The 14,112-nt window shown below is 36.0% G+C and carries 14 protein-coding genes and 1 pseudogene; 14 read left to right on the plus strand and 1 reads right to left on the minus strand.

Features of this window, described 5'->3' with window-relative positions; all coding sequences use genetic code 11:
- On the minus strand, positions 1–436 hold a 436-nt coding region (locus ACIQ32_RS08795), incomplete at its 3' end, for a CpsB/CapC family capsule biosynthesis tyrosine phosphatase (protein ID WP_396195317.1).
- 155 nt (positions 437–591) lie between these two features.
- Between ACIQ32_RS08795 and ACIQ32_RS08800 the strand changes: the two genes are divergently transcribed.
- From ACIQ32_RS08800 to ACIQ32_RS08865, 14 genes and pseudogenes are all read left to right on the plus strand, one after another.
- The gene (locus ACIQ32_RS08800; RefSeq protein ID WP_396195318.1) at positions 592–1,449 is read left to right on the plus strand and encodes an ABC transporter permease; all 858 of its coding nucleotides are present in this window, start codon (positions 592–594) and stop codon (positions 1,447–1,449) included.
- Positions 1,449–2,699 (plus strand): ABC transporter ATP-binding protein, encoded by a 1,251-nt coding sequence (locus ACIQ32_RS08805; protein WP_396195319.1) that lies wholly within the window; start codon positions 1,449–1,451, stop codon positions 2,697–2,699. Before ACIQ32_RS08800 ends, ACIQ32_RS08805 begins: the two co-directional genes overlap by 1 nt.
- On the plus strand, positions 2,686–3,867 hold the full coding sequence (locus ACIQ32_RS08810; protein WP_396195320.1) for a polysaccharide pyruvyl transferase family protein: 1,182 nt from the start codon (positions 2,686–2,688) through the stop codon (positions 3,865–3,867). Before ACIQ32_RS08805 ends, ACIQ32_RS08810 begins: the two co-directional genes overlap by 14 nt.
- The gene (locus ACIQ32_RS08815) at positions 3,857–4,786 is read left to right on the plus strand and encodes a glycosyltransferase family 2 protein (protein WP_396195321.1); all 930 of its coding nucleotides are present in this window, start codon (positions 3,857–3,859) and stop codon (positions 4,784–4,786) included. The genes ACIQ32_RS08810 and ACIQ32_RS08815 overlap by 11 nt, the downstream gene beginning before the upstream one ends.
- Positions 4,787–4,797: 11 nt before the next feature.
- Entirely contained in the window at positions 4,798–5,751 is a 954-nt protein-coding gene (locus ACIQ32_RS08820) for a glycosyltransferase family 2 protein (protein WP_396195322.1), read from the plus strand.
- 3 nt (positions 5,752–5,754) lie between these two features.
- On the plus strand, positions 5,755–6,690 hold the full coding sequence (locus tag ACIQ32_RS08825) for a glycosyltransferase family 2 protein (RefSeq protein WP_396195323.1): 936 nt from the start codon (positions 5,755–5,757) through the stop codon (positions 6,688–6,690).
- On the plus strand, positions 6,690–7,925 hold the full coding sequence (locus ACIQ32_RS08830; protein ID WP_396195324.1) for a UDP-glycosyltransferase: 1,236 nt from the start codon (positions 6,690–6,692) through the stop codon (positions 7,923–7,925). Before ACIQ32_RS08825 ends, ACIQ32_RS08830 begins: the two co-directional genes overlap by 1 nt.
- Positions 7,925–8,827, plus strand: a complete 903-nt coding sequence (locus tag ACIQ32_RS08835) for a glycosyltransferase family 2 protein (RefSeq protein ID WP_396195325.1) — start codon at positions 7,925–7,927, stop codon at positions 8,825–8,827. Before ACIQ32_RS08830 ends, ACIQ32_RS08835 begins: the two co-directional genes overlap by 1 nt.
- A 31-nt stretch (positions 8,828–8,858) precedes the next feature.
- Positions 8,859–9,866, plus strand: coding sequence for an N-acetylneuraminate synthase family protein (locus ACIQ32_RS08840; protein ID WP_396195326.1), 1,008 nt, complete (start codon positions 8,859–8,861; stop codon positions 9,864–9,866).
- A complete protein-coding gene (gene neuC / locus ACIQ32_RS08845; protein WP_396195327.1) occupies positions 9,863–11,023 on the plus strand; it encodes a UDP-N-acetylglucosamine 2-epimerase in 1,161 nt (386 codons plus the stop codon). The genes ACIQ32_RS08840 and neuC overlap by 4 nt, the downstream gene beginning before the upstream one ends.
- 1 nt (position 11,024) lies before the next feature.
- Positions 11,025–11,654 carry a hypothetical protein gene (locus ACIQ32_RS08850; protein ID WP_396195328.1) on the plus strand — a complete coding sequence of 210 codons (630 nt, stop codon included), beginning with the start codon at positions 11,025–11,027 and terminating at the stop codon, positions 11,652–11,654.
- 1 nt (position 11,655) lies between these two features.
- Positions 11,656–12,351 carry a cytidylyltransferase domain-containing protein gene (locus ACIQ32_RS08855; RefSeq protein ID WP_396195329.1) on the plus strand — a complete coding sequence of 232 codons (696 nt, stop codon included), beginning with the start codon at positions 11,656–11,658 and terminating at the stop codon, positions 12,349–12,351.
- Positions 12,352–12,354: 3 nt separating this feature from the next.
- Entirely contained in the window at positions 12,355–13,218 is an 864-nt protein-coding gene (locus tag ACIQ32_RS08860; protein WP_396195330.1) for an FkbM family methyltransferase, read from the plus strand.
- Between the two features lie 66 nt (positions 13,219–13,284).
- A pseudogene (locus tag ACIQ32_RS08865) lies at positions 13,285–14,112 on the plus strand (UDP-glycosyltransferase); the annotation flags it as partial.

Genomic DNA, 14,112 nt, shown 5'->3' on the forward strand with positions numbered 1-14,112 from the left:
CGGCTAGTTGTATTTCAAAAAGTATTTCAAAAAGTTGTATCGGTGGATGTAAATAGGACATTTCTACCAACAAATAATTGTCTTTTAAGGTCAGCAATGGCTCAGTCTCCAAACGCTTCATAAAAAACGAATCAATCATGTATTCGGCACCCGCTTTCATAGAAGAAAAGCAATCTTTGCCAGCCAATTCAGTCTGCGTTGCTTTTAAATTTTCTGTAATAATCGCTTCTGTATTGTCCCAAACATTAGTATAAATGTGTGGTGTTGTAATAAAATGCCTTATTCCTAAACCATTCATTTGTGACATTAAATTTTCTGTCTCTTCAACCGACTTCGAGCCATCGTCAATTCCCGGCAATAAATGAGAATGTATATCCACATAATTCGGCGGAATCAGGTCTTTTAAAATGGGTTTTTTCTTTAGGATGGATAGCAAGTTTGTATTATTTTAAGACAACAAATTTAGTCAATATTTCATTTTTCTAAGCATTAAAGAAGAATAATCAAATTAATCATTTCTTTCCTTTAAAACGACTTTACTAATTTATATATTTGCAACTATTCATTACACTGAAAAATCAAAAGGTATTCATGAAAAATGACAACCCTTCACAGGATTGGGATTTGGTAATCAAAGGGCATACGTCACTTTTTGATGTTAAGTTCAAAGACTTATGGCACTATAGAGACCTATTGGTTTTGTTTGTTAAAAGAGACTTTGTTAGTTTCTACAAGCAAACGGTTTTAGGACCATTGTGGTTTTTTATACAACCTATTTTTACTACTATAGTATTTTCACTGGTTTTTGGTAAACTGGCCGGAATCAGTACTGATGGATTGCCTAAATTTCTTTTTTACCTTTCGGGAATTACGGCTTGGAATTATTTTTCCGATTGCTTAACTAAAACCAGTACCGTTTTCAGAGATAACGCCAATATTTTCGGAAAAGTTTATTTTCCTCGCTTAATTATGCCTTTGAGTATTGTAGTTAGTAATTTAGTTCGATTTAGTGTGCAATTGCTTTTATTTATTGGAGTTATGATTTATTTTGGATTGCAAGGTGCCAATTTTCATCCAACATATGCAATTGTTTTTTTCCCTTTTTTGATTGTATTAATGGCTTTTTTGGGATTAGGGATTGGCTTAATTATCACTGCTATTACTACCAAATACAAAGATTTATCCTTTTTAGTAACCTTTGGAGTGCAATTGCTTATGTATGCTACTACAGTAATTTATCCTTTAAGTGCCGCTCCCGAAGCTTACAAAAAATACATACAACTCAATCCAATGACCGGTATCATTGAAGCTTTTCGTTTTGCTTTTTTAGGCAAGGGCGAATTTACCGCATGGAGTATCGGTTACTCGGTTGTATTTACTTTAATCATGCTGTTTTTAGGAATTATCATTTTTAATAAAACAGAAAAAAACTTTGTCGATACCGTCTAATGAGCAGTCCTGTAATTAAAGTCGAAAATCTTTCCAAGGCCTATCAATTAGGTAAAATCGGAACCGGAACCATCTCGCGCGATATTGAGCGTTTTTGGATCACAAAAGTCATGGGTAAAGAAGATCCTTTTCTTAAGATAGGGGAAACCAATGACCGAAGTATTAAAGGACAAAGTGATATTGTTTGGTCGTTAAAAGACATCAATTTTGAAATCAATCAAGGAGAAGCTGTTGGGATTATCGGTAAAAACGGAGCCGGAAAAAGTACTTTGCTGAAACTTTTATCCAGAGTAACAGGACCAACTACCGGTGAAATTAAGGTCAAAGGTCGAATAGCCAGTTTGCTTGAAGTCGGAACCGGTTTCCATCCCGAACTAACCGGAAAAGAAAATATTTATCTTAATGGGGCAATACTTGGGATGCGCAAAAAGGAAATCACCCGCAAGCTTGATGAAATTATCGATTTTTCCGGAGTGGAACGCTATATTGATACGCCGGTGAAACGATATTCTTCCGGAATGTATGTGCGTTTAGCCTTTGCTGTAGCCGCACATTTAGAAAGTGAAATTCTTATTGTGGATGAGGTTTTGGCAGTAGGCGATGCCGAATTCCAAAAAAAATGTTTGGGAAAAATGGGTGATATTAGTAAAGGACAAGGTAGAACAGTACTTTTTGTTTCTCATAATATGGCCTCAGTAAAGAATATTTGTTCAAAAGGTATAGTGTTAGAAAATGGACAGTTTGCTTTTTCAGGTAATTCAGAAGCAGCCGTTGATTTTTATACTTCAAATAAAGAGATTAACAGCTTTTTCAAGCCGTTGCACCAAAAGACTTCTCCCAGAAATATAAAAATAAAGGATATTACCATTTTGAATAAAGACTTTAAAAAAGTTGACAGAATTCTTTCCGGAGAAACAATAAATATTAAGATCAAAATTGACTCACCCGGTTTAAAAAAACCGATTCATTTTGGTATTGGCATATACAACCAAGACGATGTTCCGCAATTTCATTGTTCTACAGAAAGTTTATTGACACCACTTTTAACAGATGAGGCTATTTTAACAATCCCTAAATGGCCTTTAATTGAAGGTAATTATTATATCAATGCCTATCTTAGAGAAGGAAAAGAAACTTTAGATTACGCCCAAGAAGCTATTTGGTTAATTTGCGAAAAGGGTGATTTTTATAATACCGGAATTTTACCGTCTTGGAATAAAGGATTTTATTGTGATTATGAATGGAGATAAAAAAATAGTTCATTTTTTAAGTGCTTCTGATAGAATCAATTACGGAGATTTATTGTTTCCAATACTATTTAAAAGTGTTTTAGAAAGTAGACATCCACAAGCTGTTTTTATTAACTATGCAGTAGTAAAGTCTGATTTTTCAGAATTTGGTGCTTTACCTACAGCATCTTATTTATCATTTCAAAAACAGGTTAAATTGCTTGGAGGAAGTGTTGTAGTTGGCGGTGGAGAAGTTTTTTTTACGGAATGGCGAACACTCTATTCTTACATCAGTCCCATTTACTATAGGTTATTAAAAAACCGATATTTCAAAAAACTTAATGCTAAAATTGATTTTGCCAAAATCGTTTTGTCAAATAATAAAGTAGCCATTCCTTTTTGTCCTTCATTGGATGAATTAGAGAATGATAATCTAAATTTATTTTTTAGTTCTGTAGGCGGTGTTTTTTTTGGTAATAAAGAGAAACCTAAAAACATTGCATTAGTAAAAACGTTAAAAAAATCTTCCCTGCTTTCAGTCAGAGATCAAAGAAGCTATGATTCTATGAAGCTTTTTGGTTTAGACCCAAAGTTAGTTCCCGACTCAGCAATCATAATGTCAGATATTTTTTCTCAAGAAAGTTTGTATGCTAAAACGGATTTGAAAAACTTAAAAGACAAAAAATACCTTTTTTTTCAATTAGGTAGGTATAAATCGCCGACCGATTTGATAAAATTTACCACACAATTAAAAAGCATTGGGGAAAAATTAAATTTAGAAGTAGTGCTTTGTCCAATAGGCTTAGCACCTGGACATGAGGATGATATTATTCTACATAAAATTTATAAATTAGATGCCTCTTTTTTGTTAGTCAAACCTAAAAATATCTATGATATAATGTTTGCCATAAGTAACGCTTCTTTGTATGTTGGTACTAGTCTACACGGATTAATTACAGCACAAAGTTTTGGCAAGCCTTATGTTGGTTTGAATAAAAATTTAACAAAATTGGATTCGTACCTCAAAACTTGGACCGACAAAGCGATGGGATGTATTGATTTTGAATCTCTGGAAGAAATTGTCCCTTTATACGAAAATTGGAATTTTGATTTAAGAAGTCAACAATTATTACTTCAAAAACAGATGGTTTATAGTAACCTCGAATTAATGATGAGTAATGACAAATAACAATATACATATCATAATAGTGACTTACAACGCAATGCCGTGGATACAAAAGTGTTTAGAGAGCACTTCGTCTTATCCTGTTATTGTGGTTGATAATGCCTCTAAAGACGATAGTGTAACATACATCCAAGAGAACTTTCCTTCAGTAATATTATTAACTCAAAAAACAAATTTGGGTTTTGGTAAGGCCAATAATGTTGGAATAGCAAAGGCATTAGAGTTAAATGCCAAAACTGTTTTTTTACTCAATCAAGACGCTTATTTAATTGATGATTGTCTTGACAAGTTATTCAAAATTCAGCAGGCTAACCCCGATTATGGTATCTTAAGCCCAATTCATATCAATGGAAAACAGAACCAGTTGGATTTAAGTTTTTCAAAGTATATGAATCATACTGAAAACAGCGATTTTTTCTCTGATTTTGTATTAAATAAAAATATACAGTCGGTTTATAGTGTTCCTTTTGTCAACGCTGCCGGTTGGCTCTTGTCCGAGAAATGTATTAACCAAGTCGGTGGATTTGACCCTCTCTTTTTTCATTATGCTGAAGATGACAATTATTGTCATCGGGTATTGTATCATGGTTTAAAAGTTGGGGTTGTTTCTGATGCTTTTTTAATCCATGACAGAGAGGATAGAAAATCTCCCAAAATAGCACCGTTTTCAAAACAATATTTTGCAATGGCTGAACGCAAATATAAACTCAGACTTTCAAATATCAATAAATCTTTTGATGGAGAATATTCAAAAATAATAAAAGAGCTAAAGAAGATTAGATTAAAAAAAGTATTGAAATTTAAATGGCAAAAAGCCTTACGAGCACAAAAACAACTCAATAGGTTGGAGCAGTTAAAAGAGCAAATCATTCTACACCGTGCCAAGAGTGCCTCCGTTGGTAAAACTTACTTAGACTTTTAAAGCCAAAAAAAATGTCTCAACCTTTAGTCTCCATAATTATCCCAACATACAACAGAGCGAATCTCATTATAGAAACGCTCAATAGTATAAGGCAGCAAACCTATCCAAATTGGGAATGTATTATTGTAGACGATGGCTCAACCGACCATTCTGAAGAAGTCATAACCCAATTTTGTTCTCAAGACAGCCGTTTTCAGTTTTTTAAAAGACCTGAAAACAAACCCAAAGGCGCCAATACTTGCAGGAACTTAGGGTTTAACTACAGCAAAGGCGATTTCATCAATTGGTTTGACAGTGATGATATAATGTTTGATAGTTTTTTACAAAAAAAAATCGACGCCTTAATCAAACATCCTGATGCCCATGTGGTTTCTTCCGGATTTATAAAATACAATCCCGAAAGCAATACCACCTCGAAAGAATACAATACCAATTTGAAAGAAATGCCACTCAAAGAGTATGCTCAAAGCCGATTGGCGTTAAATACGCCCACGTTTTTATACAAACGAACTTTACTCAACAACATTTTTTTCGATGAAAAACTCACCAGAGCACAAGATTTAGATTTTACCTTTCGGGTCATTTCAATGCCTGATTTGAAGATGGTTCACCTTAATGAAATTGTATTCAAAGTTTTGATACACAACGATTCTATCACCGGAAAGTTTACGGACAGAACTTCAATTAACCACTTGAAATCAGAATTACAAGTTAGAAAACACATCGCTTTTTTTTATTTAAACCACGAACAAAAGCTAACAAAGTATATTTTTGATAATTATTTGAAAACTATCAAAAAGATTTTAGAAAACCGACATTTCTTATATTGCTTTCAAGAATTATGGCAGGTGCCTAAAATAGGATTTTTTACAAAGGCAAAACTATTTGCTATTGCAGTAATATATGGATTGACAGGAAAAGGAATAGTTTCCTTCTCCAAAGAAATAAAGAAGATAAAAGTATAAAGTATGAGCAAAACCAATATTCAGGTTTCAATTATTATGGCCACCTACAATAGAGCTCACTTTATTGCAGAAACCCTTTTATCCATACAAAACCAAACGTTCCAAGAATGGGAATGTCACATCATAGACGATGGTGGAACCGATAATACCGCCGAGGTCATACAACCGATTTTGGAGAAAGACACTCGTTTCAGTTTCCATAAAAGACCCGAACAATACCAAAAAGGATTACCGGGTTGCAGAAACTTCGGTTTAGACTTAGCCCAAGGACAATACATCATCTTTTTTGACGATGATGATATCGTACATCCGCAAAACTTAGAATGTTGTGTGGCCGAATTTTCCAATCCTGATATAGCTTTTTGTCGTTACCAACGCGCCGCTTTTACCGGTGATTTTGAGTATCAATTTGATTATGCTAAGGATTACACCAAGTTTGCTGTTTACAGTAAGGATGTTGAAAAAATGCTAACGTATAAACTACCGTTCAATTCCTGTGCAGTAATGTGGCGCAAGAGCTGTTTCAACCAAAACCGTTTTGTGGAAAGCTTGATGTTTGCAGAAGAATGGGAATTATATTCCCGCATTTTATCTTCGGGAGTGCAAGGGGTTTCGATAAACAAAACGTTATTTTTCGGACGAAAACACTATAATTCCAATACCGGTGAGTTTTCTCGTCGCAATGAAATGAGAGTCGTTTCCAAAAAAGAGGCGGTATTGTTAATTGTAGATAATCTCCACAAGAGAAACATGATGACTTCTTCACTTTTGCGCTTCTTTGTGCAAATGGCATTGGGCTACAAAAAATATCATTTATTTTCCGAAATACTTTCTAAATTAGATTTGTCGTTAGGGCAACAAATATATTGGAGAGTGTTGTACGCCTTTTTACCTTTAAGATTATCTTTAAACCGATTAAAAAAGAAACTGATTAAATAATGCGAATTTTAGTAATATCCGAATCCATAAATGTTGAAGACAGCAGTGCTTCTAAAGGAAGAGTAGCACTCATTACCAATCTTCACAATGCAGGATTTACGATTAAAGTATTGCATTATTCCTATAAAGACATCCAACTTCCCAACATCGATTGTGAATTGATTAAAGAAAATAAGTGGTCAGGATACTACTTTTTATCTCGTATCATTCGTGTCTTTCAGCGTTATTCAAAGAATTATATCAATAGACAATTAGAGCGATGGTTTGGATTTTCATTTACCCATACTAACGATACTCATACTATAGCCAAAGCTATAGCCAAAGCTCAGCATTTCGCTCCCGATTTAATCTTAACACTCAGTAAAGGCGGAAGTTTTAGACCACATCGTGCGATGTTACAATTGCCACAACTGCAGTCTAAATGGATGGCATACATACACGATCCGTATCCGTTTCACTTTTATCCGAGACCGTTTAATTTTGTTGAGCAAAGTTATAAGCACAAAGAAGAATTTATGCGCCAAATAACCCAAAAAGCTCAGTATTTGTCTTTTCCTAGTTTGTTGCTGAAAGAATGGATGGAAAGTTATTTTCCGGCAGTAGCTGACAAAAGCTGTATCATTCCGCATCAAATTAAAGTAGCTACCGAACAACAGCCTTTACCGGAATTTTTCGAGGATAATCAATTCTCGCTTTTACACGCCGGAAATTTGCTTCAACAGCGTAATCCAAAGTTTCTTATAGAAGGCTTTTTACAATTTTTAGCCAAAAATCCACAGGCCAAAAATGAAGCCAAATTGTATTTTGTAGGCAGTTATAAAAAGCAGGAGCATATCTTGAGTCAATTTCAAAACAACCCTAATATCGCAATCAGCGATTACATCGAATATAAAATCGTTCAAGCCATAGAAAAGAAGGCAGCTGTGAATATTATCCTGGAAGCTATTTCAGAGATTAGTCCTTTTCTTCCGGGAAAATTTCCGAATTGTGTGGCTTCGGACAAACCTATTTTGGTACTTGGTCCTTACTACAGCGAAGTCAGAAGATTGCTCGGAAAGGACTATCCTTATTGGTCGGAAGCCAATGACGTGGCTACAATTGAGGCTAACATTACAACTCTCTACCAACTTTGGAAACAAAATTCCCATCAATACGCCCTCAATCGCCCTGATTTGACCCATTATTGTGATGAAAAATCTTTAAAGAAAGTCTTAGATGACTTGCCAATTGCCTAATGAAATTTGCCATTCACATTGCCACCAAAAACAGGAAAGAGGATTTGCTCCTAACTTTGGAACAAGTATACTCGTTCTTAGAAAACCTTGAGGTGGAATGTGTAGTTTTTGATGATGGTTCGGATGATGGTAGCAGTGAAGCTGTTCAAAACAATTTTCCCAAAATAAAGCTTCATCGAAACGAAACTTCACGAGGCTATATCTATTGTCGCAATATTATGCTAAACGAAACACAAGCTGATGTTGCGATTTCTTTAGACGATGATGCACACTTTCTGTCTCAAAATCCGTTCGAAATCATTCAGAATTACTTTAATAAAAATCCAAAGTGCGGTTTAATAGCTTTTCGAATATTTTGGAGTAAAGTGGCACCTCAAAGCAATCAAACCAAAGCTATACCGGAGAGAGTAAAAAGCTTTGTAGGTTGTGGTCACGCCTGGCGAATGGAAGCTTGGCGCAGTATTTCGTCTTATCCTGAATGGTATGAATTTTATGGAGAAGAGAGTTTCGCTTCCTTGCAATTATTCAAAAATAATTGGGAAATCCATTATTTGCCGCAAGTTTTTATCCAACATAGAGTTGATTTAAAACAGCGTAAAAATTTTGGTCAAGATTTTACATTGCGTTATCGCCGAGGTTTGCGCGCCGGCTGGTATAATGTATTCCTGTTTTATCCTTTGCCTAAGGTAATCCAATTCTTTTTGTATTCGATTTGGATGCAATTGAAAACCAAAATTTTGAAAGGACAATTCAAAGTACTATCACCCATTTTAGGCGCTTTATGGGATTTACTTTTAGTCAGCCCGAAAATTATCAAGTACCGAACTGCTTTTACGCCACAAGAGTTTAAGGATTATGCCAAATTAAAAGAACCGAAAATTTATTGGAAACCCGAAAATTAGTTACTTTTACTACCGTTTCAATTGTCTTTTAATGAAAAACAAACCCTATTTAATTGCCGAAATAGCGCAAGCTCACGATGGAAGTTTGGGTATTTTGCATTCCTATATTGATGCCGTGTCACAAACAGGTGTGCAAGCGATCAAGTTCCAAATGCACATAGCCGAAGCAGAAAGCAGTATACACGAACCGTTTAGGATTCAGTTTTCTAAAGAAGATGCTACACGTTTCGACTATTGGAAGCGCATGGAATTTACCCTGGAGCAATGGAAAACCATCAAGCAACATTGCGATGCTGTTGGTTTGGATTTTATTTGTTCTCCATTCAGTAATTTGGCAGTAGACTGGCTGGAAGAAGTTGGCGTAAAAATGTATAAAGTCGGTTCCGGCGAAGTCAATAATTTTTTGTTGCTCGAAAAAATTGCCCAAACCGGTAAGCCGGTTATCATTTCTTCCGGGATGAGTAATCTTGAAGAACTCGATCAAACCGTGGCCTTCCTGAACAGTAAGCATGTCGACTTTTCCATCTTGCAATGCACTACAGCCTATCCCACAAAACCCGAGCAATATGGCTTCGGTGTAATTCAGGAACTGAAAGCACGTTACCAAGTACCGATAGGTTTTTCAGACCATTCGGCTAAAATTAGTACCGGAATTGCTGCAGTTGCTTTAGGTGCCGAGATACTCGAATTTCACGTGGTTTTCCATAGAAGTATGTTTGGCCCCGATGCTATAGCCTCTTTGACTATTGAAGAAACCAAGCAATTATCTGAAGCTGTCGCAGAAATTCATACGGCTCAAAATTCAGCGGTCAATAAGAATGATAACGCATCTTTCCAATCTTTAAAGACTATCTTTGAAAAATCATTGGCCATTAATAAGAATTTGCCCGCCGGACATACACTGACTTTTGGTGATTTAGAAAGTAAAAAACCCAAAGGATATGGTATTTCGGTTACCGATTTTCAAAAAGTTATCGGCAGAAAACTCAAAGCCGAAATGACACAATGGGACTTTTTGAACGAAGAAGATTTAATATGAGTAATAAAAGAAAAATAGCTGTAGTGATTACAGCCCGACCTTCTTACAGCCGAGTAAAAACGGTATTAGCAGCTATTAAAAAGCATCCGGAATTGGATTTGCAATTGATAGTAGCCGCTTCTGCTTTGCTTGATCGGTATGGAAGTGCGGTAAATTATATAGAAAAAGACGGATTTGAAATCGCCGCCAAGGTCTTTAATGTGTTGGAAGGTGAAAACCTTACGGCTGCCGCCAAAACAACCGGAATCGGAATCTTAGAGTTGTCAACTGTGTTTGATAATCTTCGGCCGGATATAGTAGTTACTGTAGCCGATCGATTTGAGACAATGGCAACTGCAATATCTGCTTCTTATATGAATATTCCTTTGGCGCATATCCAAGGCGGAGAAGTAACCGGTAATATAGATGAGAAAGTCAGACACGCAATCACTAAATTGGCGGATTATCATTTTGTAGCTTCCGAAAACGCAAAACAACGCGTGATTAAATTAGGTGAAAATCCCGAAATGGTATTCAACACCGGTTGTCCTTCAATCGATATTGCCCAATCAGTATCACAAAAAAAAGCGCTTGATTTCAATCCGTATCAAAAATACGGTGGTGTTGGGTCACAACCCGATTTGTCCAACGGTTATCTCGTGGTGATGCAACATCCTGTAACCAATGAATACCAAGATTCACGCAGTCATATCGAAGCTACACTGAGAGCCGTCATGCAAATCAATCAGCCAACTTTGTGGTTTTGGCCTAATGTAGATGCAGGTGCCGATGGTACTTCAACCGGGATTCGATCGTTTCGTGAAAAGTATACAATGGAAAACGTACACTTCTTCAAGAATATGGAAGGAGATGACTTTTTGAATTTATTACACCATTCCAAAGGATTGATTGGTAACTCCAGTGTTGGAATTAGAGAATGCGCTTACCTTGGTGTTCCGGTAGTAAATATCGGCTCCCGTCAAAACCGTCGTGATCGGGGAGTTAATGTGATTGATGTTTCTTATGAGGAGCAAGAAATAATAACCGCAGTTACCTCAGTTTTGCAAAATCAAATAAGAAATACTTCCGAGGTTTACGGTGGCGGAAACGCGGGAGAACGAATAGCCGAATTATTGAAAGAGTTGCCTTTGCAATTTCATAAAACCATAATGTATTAAGATGAGTCTGCAACATTTAACCGAGAAAACCTATTTAAAGTTTTCAAAAATTGAAGGGAATCAACACATAGCAAGCGATTACGCCTTGAAATGTGTGTCAAGATTAATTCAGGATTTTCAATTGCAACAAGTTTTAGAAGTCGGAATCGGAATCGGTTGTATAGCAGATTCTGTTTTAGAATCTTATGAAAATATACAGTATACAGCCACAGAAGCTAATGCTTTTTGTTTAAATGCGATTAAGAAAAACATCACCCAAATAGAAAGAATTAAACTTTACAATGATTTAAAGCAAATTCCCCAAAACACCTTTTTTGATTTTATCATCATTGATGGTTCAGACGATTCCTTGGCCGAAGTAAAACGAATGTGTACACCCAAAACAATTATTTTTATCGAAGGCGGTAGGGCGTTGCAAGTAGTTTCTCTGAAAAAAATATTTCCCAAAGTATTGCATGCGGAAATGCTCAGCGATTACAAGAATCCGGCTTGCGGACCATTTTCAACCCAAGCCTGGTGCGGTGGAGGGCAATTGATATTTCCTTATCCTAATTTTAAAATGAGAATGTACTATCTGAAAGAAAAATGGGCCACTTACCTCAAAAGAAAAAAGAGAAAAGCCAATTCGTAGTATGAAGATTTTAGCCATCATTCCTGCCCGTGGCGGTTCAAAAGGTGTCCCCAAAAAGAATATTAAGTTATTGGGTAAAATGCCTTTGATTGAATACAGTATTAATGCGGCCAAAGCTTCAAGTAAAATTACAGCTATAGTGGTGTCAACAGATGATGCTGAAATTGCTATAGCAGCTGAAGTTTGTGGTTGTAAGCCACCGTTTGTTCGTCCGTCCGAATTAGCTCAGGATGATACTGCTTCCATAGAGGTAGTGCGTCATGCGATTGCTTTTTATGAGAGCCAAGGTGTTTTTTTTGAGGCAATATGTTTGTTGCAGCCAACAACACCTTTTAGAGCTAAAGGTTTTATCGACGAGGCCATTCAGAAATTTATAGCTTCAGGTGCTGATAGTTTGGTGAGTGTTTTGCCAATACCTCACGAATACAATCCGCATTGGGCTTTTGAAGAAAGGGAAACCGGTTTATTGAAAATAGCCACCGGCGAATCCCATATTATTTCTAGAAGACAAGAGCTGCCGAAAGCGTATCACCGTGACGGTTCGGTCTACCTTACCAAAATCGAGGTAGCCAAGTCAGGAAGTTTTTATGGCAATTCCATCGCTTTTATAGAAAGTAATGCAGCTTGCTATGTCAATATTGATACGATGCAAGATTGGGAAAAAGCAGCGCGTATGGTAGATCAATTTAAGGGTTAAAATATGCAGAAATTAGTCCACTTGCACCGTTTGGATGCGGCCAACCAGAAAAGAGTTTTACGGTATTTGATTAAGCGTGTTCTTCGTTTAAAAACTACTCAACAAGAGCGTACCATCAACGAATATTATGCGCATCTCATTCGTTATCAGGGAATTTTAAAAGAAGAGACTGCTACTACATTTACAGCGCATTATACAAAATTGGGAGTCACGTTGAAAACCCGTAAGCGTCCTTCGAGTGATTTGGATGTGTTTAGTCAGATTTACAAAGGTTTAGAGTACCAGCCTTTAGTGGCAATTTTCAAGAAGCATTTCTCGGATGCCAAATCGCTCAATATTATAGATGCCGGAAGTAATATCGGATTAACGACAGTCTTCCTCTCTAAACATTTTCCCGAATCTCGATTTATAGCTGTAGAGCCAGACAGCAGCAATTTTCAGCTGATGTCGGACAACTTTGATTTAAACCAAATCAAAACCGTTGAAAAAGTCAGAGGCGGCGTTTGGAGTCAGAATGCGTTTTTAAAAATCATCAGTGATTTTCGCGATAAAAATCATTGGTCAATTCGTGTTGAAGAAACTAACAACACAGCCGAATTACAGGCTTTTTCGTTGAATTATTTGATTGACAATTATCAATTAGCACAAATAGACATACTCAAAATAGACATTGAAGGTTCTGAAAAAGAAGTTTTTACCGGTGCCAATGCTGATGTGTCTTATTTAACCAAAACCAAGTGTATTGCCATTGAAATTCACGATGAATTTAAGTGCAGAGAAGCTATTTACGCCCTACTTGATCGGTACCATTTCCATTATATTGAGTCGGGAGAGTTAACCATAGGTATTAATAAAGATTTATCGTAACTCTTTTTTCTATTTGCTTTTTTTTTCCTTTTAAAATAAAGATATTTGGAGTCTGAAAAGGTAAAAATGAAAAACAATAAAATCTTTATTCTGCTCCCTGATGGTATTGGTTTACGCAATTTTGCGTTCACTAATTTTTACAACAAAGGAAAGGATTTAGGGTATGAGATTGTGTTTTGGAACAATACACCTTTTGAATTGTCTGATTTAGGATTTGAAGAAATCAAAATCGAAAAGGCCAAGTCACATCCTTTGACCGATTTATACAAAAATGCACTGAAAATTCTTGAACTTCGACAATTTATTAAAAAATCGAATGACAAGGTTTACTTATCTTATAATTTCCCACCTAAAATTAACAGTCTTAAGTCGTTTTTAAAAAACGCTTACACCCAATTTTTAGTCTTGGCAAACAGTTCCAAACGTGGTTTGAGAAGTATCAGGGCTAAAATAAATAAGTTGGAACGGAAGACCAAATTATACCACGACAGTTTGGCCACGTTGAAGGCTGAAAAACCGGCTTTTGTTTTTTGTACCAACCAACGTGTTATGTTAGGTGTTGCGCCTCTTTTAGCGGCAAAAGACTTGGGGATACCAACGGCATGTTTCATTTTCTCCTGGGATAATTTACCCAAAGGCACTAAAATTATAGAAACAGATTTTTATTTTGTTTGGAGCCAACACATGAAGGATGAACTCTTGTATTATTATCCGCATATCAAGGAAAATCAAATTGTTATTACCGGTACACCACAGTTTGAGTCGCATTTTGATTTGAGTAAACTTCAAACCCAATCAGCGTTTTACAGTAACCATAATTTAGACGAAGGCAAAACTTATTTTTGTTTTTCGGGCGACGATGTTACTACTTCACCAAATGACCAACATTATTTA

The sequence above is a fragment of the Flavobacterium sp. genome (assembly GCF_044373165.1).
GTDB lineage: Bacteria > Bacteroidota > Bacteroidia > Flavobacteriales > Flavobacteriaceae > Flavobacterium.